The following is a 19,030-nucleotide window of genomic DNA, read 5'->3' as shown; positions in this document are numbered from 1 at the left end:
ACATGTTATTGATCAATATTACAGGTTTGGTGTTAATTGCCCTGATTATGTGGTGGTTCTGGCTTTACAAGCCAAAAGAAGCCGTGCTAGGTGACAACGATCTGCTTATTACCGTGGAAAACGGTACCTACTCACCGTCGCGCATTAAAGTTCCAGCTGGTTCTGTGGTTGAAATCAAGTTTATCCGCAAGGATCAATCACCATGCTCTGAAACTTTGTTGATTCCTAAGCTGCAAATCAGCGAGACTTTGCCGCTGAATAAGATAAAAACAATCCAATTGTCCAGCTTGAAAGCGGGCGAATACGACTTTCATTGTCAGATGCAGATGTACCGCGGACAAATTGTAGCGCAATAACATAATGAGGAAAGTAGCAGAAAAAGCCTTGATAATAAACGGGATAAGACGATGTACCCTACACCCGGTCCGTAGTCGAGGCTATTATTTAAATAGCTTTTTCGAAGACCACTTGATCAGGCGTATTCAAAAGGAGATATACACTGAGGAAGAGCAGGTAGTGCAGCTGTTTGTCGATACAGGGTATGTAAATACTGATAGCGAAGAATTGTACCGAACAATGATTTACCGCGGGTTCATGAGAAAAACAGAGCAACGGACAACGATTTTTAGTAACACAACTGAGGTGTGATATGGCAATACAAAAATCATTCTGGTTTACCCCAAAAGGCTTAGCCGCCCTAGGGCTAATAGCTGCAGCAACCTACTTTTTACTAGTCGAGCACAGACAACATGTCTGGCAGTATTCACCCTTCCTGATTCTTTTGGCTTGTCTATTTATGCATTTGTTTATGCATGGTGGACACGGAGGGCACGATAACCGCCATGACCAGTATAAGGACGAGTCCAAGCAAGATGCCAATCAATGTGGCTTAGAAAAGGGTCGCCGAGAGCAAGAACATCCTCATCATGATTAACCCCAACAGAGAATAGGAGAAAAATAATGCACGGAGAGTCAGGTTATGGCCTATGGACACTAGTAATACTCAATTCAGCAATATTTATTTTCTTTGCATTTAGTTTTACCAAGCCGAAAACAAAAACTGATTGGCGTAGCTTTGGTGCCTTCTCTGCATTTGTTATTGCCTTGTTTACCGAGATGTACGGATTCCCACTAACTATTTATTTTCTCTCAGGCTGGTTAACTGAAAAGTATCCTGATATTGATTTCCTTTCCCATGAGAACGGCCATCTACTGCATACCCTTTTAGGTATTGAAGGCAATCCCCATTGGGATCCATTGCATATTGCCAGTAATATCCTGATTATACTCGGTTTCTTCTTATTGGCCTCGGCATGGAACGTTCTACACAAGGCACAACAAACCCGCTCATTGGCCACCACTGGCTGGTATGCGCGTTGCCGCCACCCACAATATCTTGCATTCATTATGATTATGTTCGGATTTCTATTGCAATGGCCAACGTTACCAACCTTGATCATGTTTCCGGTTCTGGTTTTGGTTTATGTTCACCTCGCAAAACGTGAAGAGCGGGTGGCACAACAGGAGTTTGGCGCAGATTATATAGAGTACAAGCGACGGACGCCTAGCTGGATTCCGTTATTTACATCTCATCAAACTTGATTATGGTAGTGGACTGTTGCAAAGAGGTAAGTGGCTCAGAGTAACTGGTTAGATCAAGTGATGCGGTATTCGCAAACCTTAAGGAGCTAAAGTATGAAACATCAAGAACATCGACTCGGCGTTTCAGAAATCAACTTAGTCGCTAGACATCTGAAACTTGAACCCTGTGCTGAGCAATGCATAGAGGCAGCTATTCAAACGATAGACCAGTTGTACGGATTGGATCATATATCCTTTGATGAAGCATCTCAGGTACTGAGCCTCGCTTATGATGCTTCGCGGCTAAGCCTTGATCTTATTGAAGAGATAATGGAGAAAAATGGTGTTGAAGTGAGTCATGGATGGTGGACACATTTCAAAGAAGATTATTACAAGTTTGTCGACCAAAATGTTAAAGACAATGCTAATCATAAACCGTGGAGTTGCCATAGTTCACCTCGGATACCAAGGAAAAAGCAAAAATGATTCGTCAGGTGAATAAAGGAAGTCATAACCAGCTGAAAGTTGTCGACATTGGAATTAACACTCATCAGGAGCCAGTGATTTATATGCGTGAGGATTGCCATATTTGTCGCTCAGAAGGTTTCACATCTAGTTCGCGAATAACTGTTAGTTCTTCAACCCTCTCAATAGTGGCAAGCCTCAACGTTGTTGATAACCATGTATTAGAACAAGGGTATGTAGGCTTGTCGAAGGTTGCCATGCAACGACTTAAACCGGATTTGAATGAGATGGTAACAGTGGGGCATGCTGATGTGGTCAGCTCGTTGACAGCTCTACGCAAAAAGGTTTTTGGTAACACGCTTAACTATACGGAACTACAGGCGATTATTACTGATATCAGTGAGCACCTATATAGTGATATCGAGATCTCAAGCTTTTTGACTGTGTGCGCTGGTGGTCGGTTGCTACCCGATGAAATCATTGACTTGACCAAGGCTATGGTAAATGCTGGTAAAAGTTTACGTTGGCCCAAATACGATCAGGTTTTAGACAAACACTGTATCGGGGGTATTCCGGGTAATCGAACGACCCCTCTCGTTGTTTCTATTGTTAGTGCCGCAGGCCATATCATGCCAAAAACTTCATCAAGAGCTATCACTTCTCCAGCTGGCACAGCTGACACCATGGAAACCCTAACCGAAGTAAATCTCGATCTTTCCGCTATTCAACGTGTAGTTCAGGAAACGGGCGCTTGCCTGTGCTGGGGTGGTGCAGTCAATTTAAGTCCTGCCGACGATCTGTTAATCAGAATTGAACGTGCTCTAGACTTGGATGGTGAAGGTCAGCTGATTGCTTCAGTTCTATCTAAAAAGATTGCTGCTGGCTCTACACATACCATTATTGACATACCCGTAGGTGACACAGCCAAAGTTCGAAAGCGTGAATCGGCTGAGCGATTAGCTAATTTATTTACCAAGGTCGGAGCTGCGTGTGGTATCCACGTTCGTTGCATTATTACTGATGGAAGCAAGCCCATTGGTTCTGGTATCGGCCCCGTTGAAGAAGCTCGTGATCTACTTGCCATCTTCAAACGTCAACAGGACGCCTCCCAGGAACTACGTGAACGAGCTTTATTATTAGCTTCTCACTTACTTGATCTGGCCGAAAACTGTGGCCTTGCTTCTGGACTAGAAAGAGCTACGTCGATACTGGAAAGTGGCAAAGCTTATGAACAATTCAAACGTATTCTTAGCGCACAAGGCGGGGGAAAGTCACTTCCCTCTTCACGGTTTCAGCATGTTCAACCCTCAAGTAAAAGTGGCACTATTGTGGCTATTGACAATCGGAAACTGGCACGACTTGCTAAACTAGCTGGAGCACCATTTACTCCAGTGTCCGGCCTTAGACTCCATTCCAATGTTGGCGATAGTGTTACCTCCCAAACACCTTTATTTACTTTGTTTAGCGACAGTCAAGGTGAGCTCGAATATGCGATGTCGTATTACAATGATAATACTGATATATTCTCAATTAGCGGGAGGTTACAATGAAAGGAAAAACGAACCCGATATTATTTTCACTTGAGGAACACCCTCTTGCAAATTCGCTTTGCCGTGAATTAAATTTAATCAAAGGACAATATACAAAACGACTCTTTCCTGATGGAGAGTCTTATCTGAAAATCGACTCAACCGTAACAGATACTCCTTGCATATTGTTAGCAGACTTATCGCGGCCAAACGCGAAATATCTTCCACTCATTTTTTTGCTGGACACGTTACGCGAACTGGGTGCCAAATCTATAGGACTGGTTACACCGTATCTACCATACATGCGGCAGGATCGTCGGTTTGTTGAAGGCGAAGCAGTGACATCACGACTGTTTGCTCGGACACTCTCACAACATATCGACTGGTTAGTGACTGTTGATCCACACTTACACCGTTATTACTCACTGAATGAAATATACAATGTTCCAACTCAAGTGGTTCAAGGGGCTCCAGCCCTAGCCGATTGGCTACAACAAAAACATGATGTGCTACTGGTGGGGCCTGATACAGAAAGCGAGCAGTGGGTTTCTGATATTTCTCGGTACAGCGGTCATCCTTATGTCATTGGTGAAAAGCATCGCTATGGTGATTTCGAAGTCGAAGTAACCTTACCCGATATAGCTCTGCACAAGCATCGAACGGCAGTCATCATAGATGATGTTATTTCAAGTGGAGAGACCATTTTAAAATGTGTTGAAGCATTACAAAAGCAAGATATAAAGGACATTCAATGTGCTGCCATTCATGGTTTGTTTGCTGATGACAGCGATATACGGCTATTACAATCGGGATTGCAGAAACTCTTTACTAGCAACACACTTCCTCACACATCTAATGTGTTTGACGTGACACTGTTACTGATAGAGCCCATCCTAAGCAGCTTGCAAATACAGGAGCTCAATAAATGAAAATCACTTTCCTCGGCGGCACTGAAACAGTTACCGGCTCAAAATTTTTGGTAGAAACCACTACTAGTCGTGTACTGGTTGATTGTGGATTATTTCAAGGCTATAAATGGTTGCGTGAACGTAACTGGCAGGAGCCTCTTTTTGATATTAAATCATTGGATGCCGTAATTTTAACTCATGCACACCTGGATCATTCTGGCTATATCCCAGCATTATACAAGCAAGGATACAGAGGACCAGTTTATACACACCATGCTACTAAAGATTTATGCGCCATACTGCTTGCTGATAGTGGGCACATACAGGAAGAGGATGCAAAATATTATTCAAAACATAAATTAGGCAAACACGCTCATCCACAACCGCTTTATGACAGAGCTACAGCCGAAGAGTCTATGACCTTATTTCAATCGTTGGAATTTGGTGAAATTATAGTGGTTGGCGACTTGTCGTTTCATCTACAATCAGCCGGCCATATTTTAGGTGCAGGTAGCGTGATTCTTGAGGCCGAAGGAAAGCGAATAGGTTTTTCCGGCGATGTTGGGCGTCCAGATGATATATTGACACTTCCTCCCAAACCACTTCCAGATCTAGATCTATTGCTCCTTGAATCAACCTACGGTAATAGACGTCATGATACCGAAAATCCTTATAAACAGCTTGCAAAAATAGTTAATGAAGCAGCGCAAAGAGGAGGCGCTGTGCTGATACCTAGCTTTGCCGTGGGCCGGGCTCAAACATTACAACATATGCTCACTACACTGATGAAATCGGGTGATATTCCAAAATTACCAATCTATCTTGATAGTCCCATGGCAATCAATGTCTCTGATATTTATTGCCATTATAGCAAACTGCATCGATTGACTGATGAGGAGTGCCACCGTATGTGTCAAACGACAACTTATACCCGAAGTGTAGAGGATTCCAAAGCGTTAGCTCAACAGCATTATCCCCATGTCATTATTGCAGGTAGCGGCATGGCTAGTGGCGGTAGGATATTACATCACTTTAAACGATTGCTGGGAGATTCAAAAACAACCGTTCTTTTCAGTGGTTATCAAGCTGGCGGTACACGAGGCGCTAAAATGTTAGATGGAGCTGAAACGGTAAAAATTCATGGTAAATGGATACCAATAAAGGCGAAGGTGGAAGTGTTACACCATCTCTCTGGACATGGAGATTATGTTGAAATCGAACAGTGGCTAAAAAGCTCAGCCCTTAAAAAGCAATTATCTATCCAGTTAATCCACGGTGATCCAGAGGCGCTAGAGTCTATGCGAAATTACTTGCAGAGCGAGACCCATTTTGAGGTCGGTGTCGCAAGTTATCATAGAACATTGCATGTTTAGAAATTTAGGAGATCAAAGGATGAATATTAAAACCTTAAAAGATGTACTGCACTGGACCAGTGAGTTTCACCAGCACCTTTCCAATTGCTTAAGCCATTGCGCCAAAGATAATCAGAATATTCGAGCAAAGCTGTTCCTAGACTATTTAGCTATGCACGAGATGTCCTTATCAAAGGCGCTGAATAGATCTGAAATAGACAGTGACATTAAAGCACTTGACACTTGGTGTTATGAATATTTAGAAAACCACCCAATTCATAGATATAGCAACTGTGACCGGCCCTTTGCTGAGCTAGATCTTGATGAGATCATTACTGAAATTCTGCACATTAATAAACAATTAATTGAGCTATACAAGAACCTATCCGCGCGTACTGTCGCGCCAAGCGCCCAAGAGTTGCTACAAAATATTTTGGAGCTAGAAGAGCATGATGCTATGTTTATGACGAAGGGATTTAATCGATTAAATGACTTGTAAATAGTGCTTAATCAGTTTGGCAAGCAAGAAGGTTGTAAGATAACCTAAGGAGAAAGATCATGAAAATCAATGAACTGAAATTTGGTTTGGCTACGGCTATTTCATTTGGGTTGGTGTGGCTGATTTGTAGTCTGTTAGTCTGGCTTATGCCGTCTCTGATGTTGGGTATTACTGGTCACATGATACATGGTGATTGGTCACAGATGGGATGGCAACTTACACTAAAAGGAGTTGTTTACGGGTTGGTTGGCTGGATGCTTCTGGCTGGATTTTCCGGTTGGCTACTGGCAGTATGTTACAACAAACTTCGCTGATGCAAAATTGATTCGATTGAATAAACCCCATGAAAACTTCGGCTATAGGCATTATTAATCCAGGAAGTGCCACGCTTAAATGGGCAATATACGACTCTATAACAACAGTTGATGTCAGCGCAGAGGGGCAGTGTAAAGCCGATGAGATATCATCGCTATTACAATCTCTAAATACAGCAGGCATCTCAATTTATATTGTCCGTTTTGTTCATGGTGGCCCCAGTTTATTCAAGCCAACTTTGATCACTGAAAGTACTTTAAGGTCTCTGGAGTCGTTAGCTGATCTGGCACCTCTTCATAACAAACTAAGCTTGAAATGTATTGTTCAACTGTTGCAATTAGATTCTCAAGCAAAAATTATCACCGTTTTTGATACCGAGTTTTTCCATGAGTTGCCGCTAACGGCACAGCTGCTTGGATTGCCAATGTCCTTGCAGAATAAATATTCATTACGGCGCTACGGCTTCCACGGTTTTGCACATGCTGGCATGTTGGATTTCTGGCAATCGACTACGTCTGAATTTTCGCTAAAAGTTAACTCTCGTCGCTTAGTGACCATGCAGTTAGGTAGTGGTTGTTCTATGGCCGCGATACTCGATAACCGACCAATTGAGACAACCATGGGATTTACTCCGAGTGAAGGATTGCTTATGAGTACCCGCTGTGGTGACTTAGATCCCGGCCTTCTGACATGGCTACAGAAGCGTGAAGGTTGGACTCCCTTTGAAACTGAAGAGATCTTAAATAATCAGTCTGGGTGGTTTGGGGTATCAGGTGAGAGTGGGAATATGGCAGATTTATTGAGTAGCACATCGCCACAAGCTCTATTAGCTGTTGAGCTCTTCCTCCACCGAATCCGAAAAACCTTAGGTAGTTATATTGCTTTGCTGGGTGGGCTTGATGGCATTGTCCTCAGCGGTGGTATTGCTGAGAATGCAGTATCACTTTGTTTGCGCATACTGCGAGAACTCGAATTTTTCAACATTCACGTCATAGAGCCGCAGACTGAGAAGTTACCAACAACTCTTGGTAATCGCCAAGCCTTGTGCTTGTCCGTAGATAATAACCAAGGTGTCCAATGTTGGATCATGAAAGGTAACGAACATCAAACCATGTTGCAGTCTGTTGCTCGCTGCAAGTGGTTTTACAAACTCTAATAAAGGGGAAGTTGATGTACCCAATTAATGAACAAGACCTACATCGCATTCAACAGCGTGCGAACTTGTATCGTTCACATTATCCAGCTTTTGCGCGCTGGGCCAAAGGATACGGTGTTATCCGACATACCGACGAAACCCAGGTACGAGTTTTCGACTTATGCCAGCAGTTACTATGTCATGGACGATATGCAAGATTTGAGGATATTGTAGCTATATTGTGTGCCGCTGATCGACTGGCGAGTGCTTCCATGTGGCTGGTTACACATATGACTTATGCTAGAAATGTATATCTGGATGGACATGAGCTTAACAACGAAGATTTCAAAGAGAACCCTCAGGGACACACTGGGGGATCGCTTAATATGGTTCCTGGTTATGTGGGATACCTTGCAGCTAACGTGCTAGCCGGCCATACCAGAAGCTGGTTGATGGGACAGGGGCACTGTGTGGCTGCAATTGACGCAGTCAATGTTTTGCTAGGCAATGTGTATAAAGAGCAAGAGGAGCGCTATTCACTTAACGAGCAAGGGTTATCTCGTTTGGTGCGAGACTTTTATGGCTATGCTACTGATGAAGATGGACGTCCTGAGGCGCCTTTAGGCAGTCATGTGAGCCCACACACAGCAGGCGGGTTGATCGAAGGTGGATATCTTGGGTTTGCTGAGCTGCAGTATGTTCATATGCCGTTACCAGGTGAGCGGTTAGTTGCCTTTATTAGTGATGGAGCGTTTGAGGAGCAGCGAGGCAGTGACTGGGCTCCTCGCTGGTGGAGAGCGGAGGACTGTGGTTTGGTTACGCCTGTGATGATTGCCAATGGTCGCCGGATTGATCAACGCTCCATCATGTACCAACAAGGGGGGCTCGAGTGGTTCTACAATCATTTACAGCATAATGGTTTTAGCCCAATAACAATTGATGGTAGGGATCCTGCAGCATTTATTTGGGGAATCTTTGAATCAGAAAATAGACTCTCGGCTTGTGCAGAACAGATTGCTTCTGATCAAATGCATTACCCAGTAAGGCTACCTTATCTGATCGCGGAAACAGTAAAAGGATACGGGTTTTATGGTGCAGGAACCAATGCCTCTCATGGTACACCTTTGCCTGCAAACCCTAGATACGATGCTAAGTCCCGGACATACTTCAACCAGTATGCGCAACAGTTATATGTACCCAAAATTGAACTTGACTTAGCAATTAGTGCATTCCTCACTCATGATATTGATCTGCGGGTCAGGGAAAAAGATCATGCCCTGACACAACGTAATCCGCATATTAATGAGGTACCGAAGGCTGGCTGGCTGCAAGTCGGAAAGCTCGAATCACCTATGATTGCAGTGGATCGTGAGGTACGCGCTCTTCTGGAAGCTAATCCTGAGCTCAGGCCTCGTTTGGGCAATCCAGATGAGCTACGGAGCAACCTTATGAACCTAACACTAGACTACTTGAATCATCGGGTATTAACACCAGAAAAAGGGGTTGCAGAGTCGATACATGGTGGGGTAATTACCGCCCTGAATGAAGAGGCGGTTGTCAGTGCTGCTTTAGCAAATAAGGGGGGAATCAATCTGGTTGTATCTTATGAAGCTTTCGCCGTGAAAATGCTGGGCGCTTTACGGCAGGAGATTATTTTTGTTCGTCATCAAAAGGTATTGAACCGACAGCCGCAATGGCTTTCTGTGCCCGTTATTGTAACATCTCACCTTTGGGAAAATGGTAAAAACGAACAATCCCATCAGGATCCAACTTTTGGCGAAGCTTTTTTAGGTGAAATGAGTGATACTTCCCGGGCTATATATCCTGGTGACAGCAATACAGCGATTGCTTGTATTCGTGAGTGTTATAGAACTAGGGGGCAGATCTGGGCGCTCACTATACCCAAACAGTCGCTGGAAACATTTTTTACTCCTGAACAGACCAAAATGCTGTTGCAGTATGGTGCATTCACCCTATTTGGGGAAGGTGATATACAGCTGGTTGCTGTTGGTGCCTACCAATTGCGCGTTTGCTTCGAGGTGCATCAGCGGCTTAGTGCGGCAGGAGTCAAAAGTTGTGTCACCTATATGATCGAGCCAGGACGTTTCCGCAATGCAAGAGATTCGCTGGAAAGTTCTTTCATAGTCGACGATGTTACTCGAGAAAATTTGTTTCCACCAGATATAGCATTACGTGTATTCGTCGCTCACATGCGACCTGAAACTCTGGCAGGCATTTGTCGGCCTTTAGATCTCGGGATCAGCAAAACTCTCTATTTTGGATTCATTAATCACGGTGGTACATTGGACACACAGGGGCTGTTAAAAGCAAATCACTCGGATACCGACAGCGTTCATACAGCGATTTGTCAAAGACTCTTAAGAAATGAACCTAGACAGTGAAAATGGTCATAGACTGTCCCACTGATTTCTTTTTCGTGAGCGAGCTGAATGCTTCAGGGTGATAACATAGGTCTATAAATGAAAAGTACTAGCTGTGAAAAAAAATGCGCCCCCAATAAAGGTGAGATATCGACTTCACCCTCTGTTAATAGCTTTCAGTTATTTACAGAAGGTGATGATCTATACTCATCCATGTTGACCGCAATAACTGGAGCCAAAGAAGCTATAAGGCTTGAAAGCTATATCTTTTCTGATGACTCGATAGGGAGCCAATTTTGCGAGGCACTTGCTGAACGGGCTAGGGCTGGTATCAAGGTAAGGGTTCATATAGACGCGGCAGGTTCATTATTTTGGTTTTCGCGTAAAATGCAACACCAACTACGTAGCAACTATGTTGAGCTTCATTGGTTTCACCGTTGGAGTTGGCACAAACCTTGGCGCTATAATCGACGAAATCATCGCAAGTTACTTGTAGTAGATAACCATGTTGCCTTTCTTGGTGGATTCAATATTCATAAAGAAAACTCTCAAGCTATGTATGGAGATTTGCGTTGGCGAGATACTCATATAAGCATCAGAGGACCACTTGTTGAGGTGGCTTCACAGTTGTTTGACTCATTTTGGCAACGTCGCCTGTATTGGTTACCCGAGCAGGAGCAGGAGCAGCAGGGCGGTAGACTGCTACACAATCATACTCGGACCTGTCGTCACCGTCTTCGATGCATATATAGTGGTGCGTTTGCGAATGCCAAAAAGTATATTTATCTTACAACACCATATTTTGTCCCCGACAGTTATACGCTTGAACAATTACGCAAGGCCGCAGAGCGCGGTGTGGACGTCAGATTATTACTCCCTCGTAAGAGTGATGTGCGTATTACAAGCTGGGCCGCTCACCATGTTTACGCTTCTTTATTTGCGTTCGGAGTAAGGGTTTATGAGTACCTTCCAAGAGTGCTACATGCAAAAACTGTTGTTATTGATGATGACTGGATTATAGTGGGAACTGCTAACCTTGACTATCGTAGTTTATTTATTAATTACGAAATTAATCTAGAAGCTACAGATCGGAAATTGGCGGCAGAACTAAAAGAGCAGTTCTTACAAGATTTATCACAGTCGGAGTTCATATTATCTAGAAATTGGGAGCGGCGTGGGTTAAAGTCGCGTTGTTTGGAGCTGCTTGCAATAATCTTAAAACGATGGCTGTAAGCATATTCTTTTTTAGTATGAGTTGATTTGAGCGTTAGCCATAGCTGGCTTCCTATATCCTCAAACTATCCGGTTTCTGGATGATAATATTACAAGCGGTATTGTGCCTATGATCATAAGTATACCCAACCATTGTACTAAAGATAGGGATTCGGAAAAATATACTAAGCCAAAATAAAGCCCAAAAACTGGAGTTAAAAAACTATAAATATTCAGTTTATAGAGTGGAGCCTTGTCCATCAACCAGAACCACAGAATAAATGGCAGGGCAGTTCCCGGTAGCGCTAATGCGAGCAATATCCAAGTATAGTCCCAATTAAAAGAAAAGGGTAACAAGGGAACTTGAAATACCGTGATCAACCCTAAAGGAATTGACCCCAGCAATAGTTGAAAACCCATGGCATAGAGAATGTTGATACTATTGGCCATTTTTTTTAGTAGAACGTTACTGATTGCAATACCTAAAGCTGCAATAAGAACAAATAAAATACCACTTACAGGTTGGCTCCCAACTGTCAAAAAACTTTCTACGCTAATGATAATAACACCTGTAAATCCGAGTATTGTACCAAATAAAGCCAACTTTCCTATGCGCTCCTTCAGAAAGAACCATCCAAGAATGCCAGCTATCAATGGCTGTGTATTCGTAATCACGGTAGCCAAGCCCGGTGTTATTAAGCTCCCTGCGTAAAACATTCCCCAAAAACCGATACTGGTTGCAGTGATGCCAATGGCTATGATGTAACCGTATTCTTTTATTCCTTTGGGCAAGGGGCGGTTCAGAAGTCTAGCAATACAAAGCAGAGTAATTCCTGCTATCACGGATCTAAGGAATGCGGTTAGCATTATAGGAGCATATGGCAGACTGAGTCGAATAAGTGGATAGCAAATTGCCCAAAGTGCCATGACCAGAACAGCTATTAAAGTGGTGGAGTTTAGAAAAGGATTTGTCTTATTAATAATAGCAATGCTCCAATCTATGCGTAGCGTGCTTAGATAAAAAAATTAGCTAATGACTGCCAATACCTAAAGTTGTGTCTGGCGCTTATGCTAGCACGCCACCAAGCTTTCCGTGTACTAATACTTATGCAAATAAGGCCAAAGATGTCAGAGCGTTGATTGTTACATCAATAAAAAGAGAACCTTTGCCACTATGAGATTACAGATTTGTAATTTTTTGGTCATCTGCATGACAGCTAAAATTGGTTACTGTAATTGTATCATATGATTGTTTAATGACTATCTTTAGTTAGTCCCTAGTCATCAAGATAGGCGTAACTAATTGCTCACGCATTAACCCCAAACAATAATCAGCGAGGTCTCTGCTTATTCATGCTGATTGCCAAGGAGAAAAAATGTACTTAATTATATGCACAACAACAAATTTAATAAAAAAAAGTCTTGGCAAGCTCTGATATTATTGACTGCGTTATATATATCATCACCAAGCTTGATGGCAGGAGTTGCTCCTGGTTCACATGAGGTAATACAGTCTGGCCCTTACTCGCAAGCTGGCCAAATTGTCGTTGATGTCCAAAAGGCACTATACTGTGGGGGTACCAAAGCCGCACTCAAGTCATTAGCAGATTACGTGTATATTTATGAGGGAAAAAGTGTCGAGACGTTGGAACTAATTAAGCCAGATGGTAATTGGAAAATTGTGCATGTTAACTGGTCCCAGAGATGAATTTTAGAAACTTGAATAAAAGGTAAGACTTATGAAGAAAAGTGTAAAAGTAGTAGCAATTTTTCCAGAGTTGTTATGGGTAAAGTTGGAAAAATTATTAGTTCAATTTCCTATCAAGGGACTAACCCTGATGTCAGTTAGTGGGTTTGGTAGTTATCGAAATTATTTTCGTGAGGATATGCTCTCTAGAGGTTTGAAGCTAGAGATATATACAACCACAGAATACGCCAAAATCTTAGTCCCAAAGTTGGAGTCATTTATCAATACTCATACTGATGCTTCAGAGCATGGTTTGGTTGCAGTGGAGCCAGTCAATCATATTAATCTGGAGCTTAATGATGAGGTTTAATGAGGAAGAGACTTTTTAATAATATATTGTGAATGAAGTATTTGAAATATAATAACGGCTATTCTGAAATAGCTCATTGAGCTTTCCAGACAAACAATAAACTAGCGGATGAAACTACATGCGTTATGCGTGTTTGATAAATTTGAGCCGAGATAAGTCTTTGTCGCAGTACGTCCGTAAACCAGGGGAACTCGGTGAGATCGCTGGAAGTAAGTGAAATTTTTTATAGTAGCGAAAGGTATCGGCACTGACGTTAAACTGCTAAGTGACTTCACCTATCTGATACATTCAAGAACTCCTCATATAAGAAAGAGTCTTTAGGTAGATATTAGCGGTTCTAAGGTTTGTTTTTAGCATGAGTTCGTTCATATCTCATCCAAATGTTGTTGTACATGATTTCGAAGTTGCTCCATGGATGGCATTGCAGTAAAAACCAGTTTACCATCAATGGCGATAGCCGGTGTGATCAAGATTCCCAATGACACCGTATAATCCAATTCATCAAGCACATCGATTTCTCGATAATGAATGGCATCATATTCACCAAGCCCATCTACGATAGCCTGAACGCGCTGTTTAGCTGCGCTACAGCGATTAAAACTGGATGCTGAAAACAATTCTATCGTGATTGATATGACCATAACCAGTGTTACCTCCTTTATTCGACTCGTTCTTTGTCAAAATAGACGTTTGATGTCCACTTAACAATCCCTTCGTACAGTGATGTAAGCCAGTGAAACCGTAAAGCTGGTATAAATTTTTCCTCTTTGTAATCATCAGCACCTTTTAAAATGAGTTTTATCTTTCTAACCAAATTTGTAGTGGTAACGCCAAAAATGCGGCAAAAAAGCCAGCACACCATAAAATGATGGATAGCCAAAAAATTCGACGGTTCCACCGCTGACTTTTATTGCACAATACGCCAAGTTCCGGATCAGTCGAGCAATTGCGTCTAGGCCGATAAATCATCCAAGCAGAAAATGCCAGCAGTGCTCCGGATATAACAAAGACCCAAATTTTGTGTTCACTTAATGTCACCAAAAAAGGCATACTGCTGACTAAAGAAGCCACAGTAGCCCCCATGCCCAGAGTTACGAGAGCAATGGGTAGCGCACAGCAGACAAGAGTGCCCATGGTGCTAAATAATGCTAACCAAGTCAGCCTCGTTTCTTTGTTTTCGGTTGTATTCTTAGTCATCGAGTCATCCTATACTTCACTTTTGTTAAGCTGTGAATCTTGTCTTGCCGTAGAAACGATTATTGATTATTGATTAATTCAACCTTTTCTATTTTACGGAAGGTAAATCCTGCATCGTTAAACAGCGTTTTTAACTGTGAGTCTTTTAATACCAGTGTTTCATTCCCAACCACTATCACTAGGCCTTTTTTTAAATCAATATCGACGTGGGTTACCCCGTCAATTTTCATCAGTTTTTTCTCAATACCATACGCGCAATAGGGACACGCTAATCCATCTACTCTTATTTGATAGTGTTTGGAGGCAGAAAAAGCGGACGCACTCCATACCAGCGCAGAAAATACCACCAGAAAACTCATTAATGCCTTTAATAGATTACTAATAAGTCACTACACCTCTTGTTAATTTATAGATGCCACTCAAATTCCTGACGCGCCCGATAATCTGCGCGGGGCTGATCACCGTTAAGATTTGATAGCACAGGGAGCTGAATCCCTGCTTTAACGGCAAAATTTCTGTACGTCAACATGATCCCAGGAGAAACGAACCACTGATTGCCACCAGTATTGTTAAGATCAAGACCGTTGAAGGCGTTGCGCTTTATAAACTCACCATTCAGTTCAAGCAACCATACAGTATCAGCTTCTCGATAATCGTTTAGTTGAGAGCGATATCCGCCAGCAAGATCGACAAACAACCGATCACCTCGTTGTAGTTGGTCATTGTTTTGATTAAATCGATACCATGTCAGACTTTCATAGCCGTAGGTAAAGCCCAACACTGGGTCCACTGTATCGGTTGTTAATGCATCATTAGATGAATCCAGTTTTACTTTTACTAAAACCGCTGCCGATTCCTGAACACCAGGAGTATCTTCACGCCAAAAGCGATACTTTGTTGATAAAAGAATATCACCAACACCGCTCTGGGAACCAAATTCATCTTTAATGATCTGATAGGGCTGTTCAATTCCGATCACCCAATCACCAGTTATTCCATACTTTAGTGCAATGGCTTGCTCGCTATCGGATTCATCTCCTTGCTCGGAACGGACAAATTCAGTGTGGATTTCAAATCCATCCTTAAACAGAACATGAGGGCCAGGGCTAAAGATCGGATCATGTGCGAATAAGCTAACAGGCAAGAAAAGCCAACAACCCATCGCCGTGATGGTTTGTTTTAATGATTGCTTGTAAAGCATTTTTTTCCCTGTCTAAGTCATAAATAAGTTAAACGATAACGTATGGAGTTAACTCCATGTCAATCCTTATTTTAACTTATCCTTATGAGAAATGATCGTTAAATGACTTAAAATGAGGTTGCAGATAGTGCGCTTTAAGGATGTTTCAAAAGTAAAGGTGCGCTATAACCACCGTTATTAGAGGGCTACAGACATAGCCCCAGAACCCCAAACAACTTAGTATTGTACTAACATTGGAGGCACAGAATTCTAAGCGCTGATGAGGGCGGGGCGGCTATTTGCACTTAGCGGGGTCAATATAAAGTCCGTAAAATGGTATTTTTACGGATTTTCTGTCTGAGGGGGCCGTTTAAGCTATTTCATACAGGGTGCATTCACACCCATTTTCTACAGCGTATACATCCTTAATCTTACGAAGTAAATTCTGATTAAAGTAATACTCGGCAGAGTTTAGGACTTCCTGGTTCTTAATTTCAAGAAATACATATCTACCCATACCATCGTAACCGTACCAACCCCAGCATTTATCATCCTTATTAAATGCCAGGGTGAGTTTGGGGTCATCACGATTGATGATTTCTAAAAACAATTCATGTTCTTGCATATAATATATAGTCGAGAAAGGGTACCGAGCTCTATTAGTCACATGATTAATGCCTGTTATCAAGTCGTTATACGACATATTTCTCTATATGAATTTTGAACTGACTCAGTTGTAATTCTATGGGCTTTGAAGTGAATTAGTTGTAATTGAAGTACTTTAGCACCAAGTAAAATAAGCTCAATGTTGACTAAGAATCAGTTTCCAGGTTCGATAATGCATCAGTAATGGTTTCCTCTGGTGGCTCTTCATAAATCAAAGTAGTGGATGGGTTAACATGCCCTGCAATCTTTTGTGCAACTTTAACCGATAGTTTTTGCTCATGTATAATATTCGTAATAAGACTTCTACGACCACTATGTGAACTTGCTTTTTCAATCGATGCCCAATTGCGAAGCATATGAGCCATGTGCTCTTGAAGGGTATTAGGGGAATAGGGACCACCTTTTTGAGTAATGAATAACGGATCACTCGGCTTCAAACTTACAGCTTTGGCAAGTCGCACGCAAAGGTGTTCATTTAATGCTCTTCTTAAAGATTGATTAATTAAAGGCAAGTCTCTTGTTTTCCCTTTATGTCGTTTTAATTCTGGATAAAAGTCTTCAGGGTTTATATCTGCGCCTGATTTTGCGAGTTTTGAAACTTGAAGAATAATTCGGTTAAACTCATGAACTGAAAAGGATACTGTTTTACGCTTATATTGAGTTTTTGAACGATTCATAGCATCTGCACCTTTGGTATAGGCCGCAGGCAAACTCATAACTTCTAAAAGATCATAATCACTTCCATTATTCTTTAGCCTGGCTACTTCTTTTATTTGAAGTAACGTAATTTCTTGTGCTCTAAGCCCCAGCTTGAAGCTGATTTGCATAATCGCGTTATTTTTTTCAGGGTGCCGATGTTTTTGAATTTGCTCAAATAAGCAGCGCTGCTGCTCTGGACTTAAAACGCGAGCTTGTCCCGACTTAGCCATAATAAATCCTAGGAGCAGGGCATCTAAAAAATCCGTAATAATGGTATTTTAACGGATTTTTCTCATTTGAAAGATATAGAGGACTTAATTCGTACAAAGCTGGCTAGCACCCAGTCAGATTTCAAGTGACATTATTAAACCCTAGAATTCGGAGCTAAATAGCCCATCAATGTAGTAAGTTTTCAGACACATATCGTAATAATTGAATAATAGCTATAATTTTCTATTGGTTATACTCATAAACTAGAAAATATCTTGCTTAAGATGGCCAACTCTATCAAATTTCAATTGATTTTCTTTTAAAGTAATTTTCTTAAAATTCAAGCTATTTACTTACAAACTTTAAAGTAATTTTCTTAAATACCCATCAAGCTAACCCTAGGATACCCTAACCATATCAACATGTTCGCATAACTTATATTATGTTAAATTGAATATTGTTATTAATATGGGGATTAGTGAGATTGCTTAAATGAACATCTAAGCGGCTCTACTCTGATAGCCGCTTAGTCTTCTCGCTCTTAGTTGGTGTTTAGGTGTTTTTATTCAGAAAATGAAAACTTTGTCCAAGTGGATTTATCGGTATCTACCGCTTGTTCTGGATAAAAGAATTCTGCTCCATACTCTCCGTCTTGATAAACAGCACTGACACGAATCATCATATTCCAAGAGTTGCCAACAAATTTCTTTCGAAACACCTGAACTTCTCTGTGGGATCCTTCCAGGAATTGAGTGCGCTTGCCTTCATCAGTTTCTTCTTCACCGGCGTATGGTACCCAATATCCACTCCAGTCTTTATGATTCCAAAACTCAGATTCACTCCAGTCTTTATCACTGAGTGTCCGCTCTGATAATTGGGCGGAAGCATGTAGATTGTAGAGATAGCCGGTTTCAGCATCTTCAATGTAAAGGTCAATAACCGTGTAATCTTCAGCCTTGCCTTTGGCGCAAACGAATAAGGAATCTTTGTCGTGCATAAGATAAATGGCAGTCTGCGCTGGAAGTTCAATCTTTGTTGCTTCTTGCCATTCAGAAGTATCACAACGACCATCGAAAAGAGGTGCTTTGCTTGTCGGGTTAATTCCAATAGCTTCGGAAGCGACTGCCTCCCCGGCCAGGATTAAAAGTGACGTTGTTAATACCAATATTTTTGATGGGATTCGCATATGGGGTCCTTGTGTAAATATTTTGTTTTATAGATCTAAATTAGCCAACGGTGTCCATAACTGTAAATCTTTGTGGATGCTTACTTATTGAGAGTTACCATACGACACTAAGCGACGAACTTTCTCGCATTTTGCGGTTGAGAACTCGATTACGTGGCAAAAGCGTTTCAGCGCACCACTTTTTATCTTCACGGTACCGTTAACTGCACCAGCCTTTCCATGGGTTACCACATGGTCAATCGTTAAGGTAACTGGTTTTTCTCGACAAGTATCTATTTGATCTTTCACTTCGTGACGCTTAATGAGTGAGCCATTCGGCAGCTCCCATAATGCATCCTGAGAAAGGACTTCTATTAGAAACGCTGAGTCGCCTAACTCAATGGAAATGGCTATATTTTCAGCGAACTTATTCTTCGGAGAATTTCCGCAGTCTTTGCTGCGATTAACCTTTGACATAG

At 41.9% G+C, this 19,030-nt stretch carries 23 protein-coding genes; 13 read left to right on the top strand and 10 right to left on the bottom strand.

Features of this window, described 5'->3' with window-relative positions:
• The first annotated feature begins 2 nt into the window (after window positions 1-2).
• The 12 genes from ACYTXU_RS05190 (at window position 3) to ACYTXU_RS05135 (ending at window position 11,398) form a co-directional block, all read left to right on the top strand.
• On the top strand, window positions 3-356 hold the full coding sequence (locus ACYTXU_RS05190; RefSeq protein ID WP_012801235.1) for a cupredoxin domain-containing protein: 354 nt from the start codon (window positions 3-5) through the stop codon (window positions 354-356).
• 293 nt (window positions 357-649) lie between these two features.
• Complete coding sequence (locus ACYTXU_RS05185) at window positions 650-934, top strand: DUF2933 domain-containing protein (protein WP_012801237.1); 285 nt, start codon at window positions 650-652, stop codon at window positions 932-934.
• A 26-nt stretch (window positions 935-960) separates the two neighbouring features.
• Window positions 961-1,602: a methyltransferase family protein gene (locus ACYTXU_RS05180; RefSeq protein WP_012801238.1), complete on the top strand. Its 642-nt coding sequence runs from the start codon at window positions 961-963 to the stop codon at window positions 1,600-1,602.
• Between the two features lie 93 nt (window positions 1,603-1,695).
• Entirely contained in the window at window positions 1,696-2,067 is a 372-nt protein-coding gene (locus ACYTXU_RS05175; protein WP_012801239.1) for a hypothetical protein, read from the top strand.
• Window positions 2,064-3,596, top strand: a complete 1,533-nt coding sequence (locus ACYTXU_RS05170) for a thymidine phosphorylase family protein (RefSeq protein ID WP_462208888.1) — start codon at window positions 2,064-2,066, stop codon at window positions 3,594-3,596. Before ACYTXU_RS05175 ends, ACYTXU_RS05170 begins: the two co-directional genes overlap by 4 nt.
• Window positions 3,593-4,504, top strand: coding sequence for a ribose-phosphate diphosphokinase (locus tag ACYTXU_RS05165; protein WP_462208886.1), 912 nt, complete (start codon window positions 3,593-3,595; stop codon window positions 4,502-4,504). The genes ACYTXU_RS05170 and ACYTXU_RS05165 overlap by 4 nt, the downstream gene beginning before the upstream one ends.
• Window positions 4,501-5,856: an MBL fold metallo-hydrolase RNA specificity domain-containing protein gene (locus ACYTXU_RS05160; RefSeq protein ID WP_462208884.1), complete on the top strand. Its 1,356-nt coding sequence runs from the start codon at window positions 4,501-4,503 to the stop codon at window positions 5,854-5,856. Before ACYTXU_RS05165 ends, ACYTXU_RS05160 begins: the two co-directional genes overlap by 4 nt.
• Before the next feature lie 19 nt (window positions 5,857-5,875).
• Window positions 5,876-6,334, top strand: coding sequence for an ATPase (locus ACYTXU_RS05155; RefSeq protein WP_462208882.1), 459 nt, complete (start codon window positions 5,876-5,878; stop codon window positions 6,332-6,334).
• A 59-nt stretch (window positions 6,335-6,393) separates the two neighbouring features.
• On the top strand, window positions 6,394-6,648 hold the full coding sequence (locus ACYTXU_RS05150) for a DUF5676 family membrane protein (RefSeq protein WP_012801244.1): 255 nt from the start codon (window positions 6,394-6,396) through the stop codon (window positions 6,646-6,648).
• A 29-nt stretch (window positions 6,649-6,677) separates the two neighbouring features.
• Window positions 6,678-7,805 carry a hypothetical protein gene (locus ACYTXU_RS05145; RefSeq protein ID WP_462208880.1) on the top strand — a complete coding sequence of 376 codons (1,128 nt, stop codon included), beginning with the start codon at window positions 6,678-6,680 and terminating at the stop codon, window positions 7,803-7,805.
• 14 nt (window positions 7,806-7,819) lie between these two features.
• Entirely contained in the window at window positions 7,820-10,186 is a 2,367-nt protein-coding gene (locus ACYTXU_RS05140; RefSeq protein ID WP_012801246.1) for a phosphoketolase family protein, read from the top strand.
• 78 nt (window positions 10,187-10,264) lie between these two features.
• Entirely contained in the window at window positions 10,265-11,398 is a 1,134-nt protein-coding gene (locus ACYTXU_RS05135) for a phospholipase D-like domain-containing protein (RefSeq protein WP_012801247.1), read from the top strand.
• Between the two features lie 60 nt (window positions 11,399-11,458).
• Here the strand turns inward: ACYTXU_RS05135 and ACYTXU_RS05130 are convergent, their stop codons facing one another.
• Window positions 11,459-12,304, bottom strand: coding sequence for a DMT family transporter (locus ACYTXU_RS05130; protein ID WP_462208878.1), 846 nt, complete (start codon window positions 12,302-12,304; stop codon window positions 11,459-11,461).
• Between the two features lie 812 nt (window positions 12,305-13,116).
• Between ACYTXU_RS05130 and ACYTXU_RS05125 the strand changes: the two genes are divergently transcribed.
• Window positions 13,117-13,434, top strand: coding sequence for a transcriptional regulator (locus tag ACYTXU_RS05125; RefSeq protein WP_462208877.1), 318 nt, complete (start codon window positions 13,117-13,119; stop codon window positions 13,432-13,434).
• A 123-nt stretch (window positions 13,435-13,557) separates the two neighbouring features.
• On the opposite strand, the gene ACYTXU_RS05120 is transcribed toward ACYTXU_RS05125, so the two are convergent.
• The 9 genes from ACYTXU_RS05120 to ACYTXU_RS05080 all read right to left on the bottom strand — a co-directional run bounded on the left by ACYTXU_RS05120 (window position 13,558) and on the right by ACYTXU_RS05080 (window position 19,028).
• Window positions 13,558-13,635 (bottom strand): hypothetical protein, encoded by a 78-nt coding sequence (locus ACYTXU_RS05120; protein ID WP_462209356.1) that lies wholly within the window; start codon window positions 13,633-13,635, stop codon window positions 13,558-13,560.
• A gap of 164 nt (window positions 13,636-13,799) precedes the next feature.
• Window positions 13,800-14,075, bottom strand: coding sequence for a thioredoxin family protein (locus ACYTXU_RS05115; protein WP_462208875.1), 276 nt, complete (start codon window positions 14,073-14,075; stop codon window positions 13,800-13,802).
• A gap of 157 nt (window positions 14,076-14,232) precedes the next feature.
• Window positions 14,233-14,631 (bottom strand): hypothetical protein, encoded by a 399-nt coding sequence (locus ACYTXU_RS05110; RefSeq protein ID WP_462208874.1) that lies wholly within the window; start codon window positions 14,629-14,631, stop codon window positions 14,233-14,235.
• A gap of 59 nt (window positions 14,632-14,690) precedes the next feature.
• Complete coding sequence (locus ACYTXU_RS05105) at window positions 14,691-14,990, bottom strand: heavy-metal-associated domain-containing protein (protein ID WP_012801252.1); 300 nt, start codon at window positions 14,988-14,990, stop codon at window positions 14,691-14,693.
• Window positions 14,991-15,037: 47 nt separating this feature from the next.
• Complete coding sequence (locus tag ACYTXU_RS05100) at window positions 15,038-15,832, bottom strand: transporter (protein ID WP_012801253.1); 795 nt, start codon at window positions 15,830-15,832, stop codon at window positions 15,038-15,040.
• Window positions 15,833-16,181: 349 nt separating this feature from the next.
• Complete coding sequence (locus ACYTXU_RS05095; RefSeq protein WP_462208872.1) at window positions 16,182-16,514, bottom strand: hypothetical protein; 333 nt, start codon at window positions 16,512-16,514, stop codon at window positions 16,182-16,184.
• Between the two features lie 109 nt (window positions 16,515-16,623).
• Window positions 16,624-17,406, bottom strand: a complete 783-nt coding sequence (locus ACYTXU_RS05090; protein WP_462208871.1) for a tyrosine-type recombinase/integrase — start codon at window positions 17,404-17,406, stop codon at window positions 16,624-16,626.
• 542 nt (window positions 17,407-17,948) lie between these two features.
• Window positions 17,949-18,572 carry a hypothetical protein gene (locus ACYTXU_RS05085; RefSeq protein WP_462208869.1) on the bottom strand — a complete coding sequence of 208 codons (624 nt, stop codon included), beginning with the start codon at window positions 18,570-18,572 and terminating at the stop codon, window positions 17,949-17,951.
• Window positions 18,573-18,656: 84 nt separating this feature from the next.
• Window positions 18,657-19,028, bottom strand: a complete 372-nt coding sequence (locus tag ACYTXU_RS05080; RefSeq protein ID WP_462208868.1) for a hypothetical protein — start codon at window positions 19,026-19,028, stop codon at window positions 18,657-18,659.
• Between the last annotated feature and the right edge of the window lie 2 nt (window positions 19,029-19,030).

Source organism: Kangiella sp. M94, from assembly GCF_054926195.1.
This window is presented reverse-complemented; position numbering and strand designations above follow the sequence as displayed.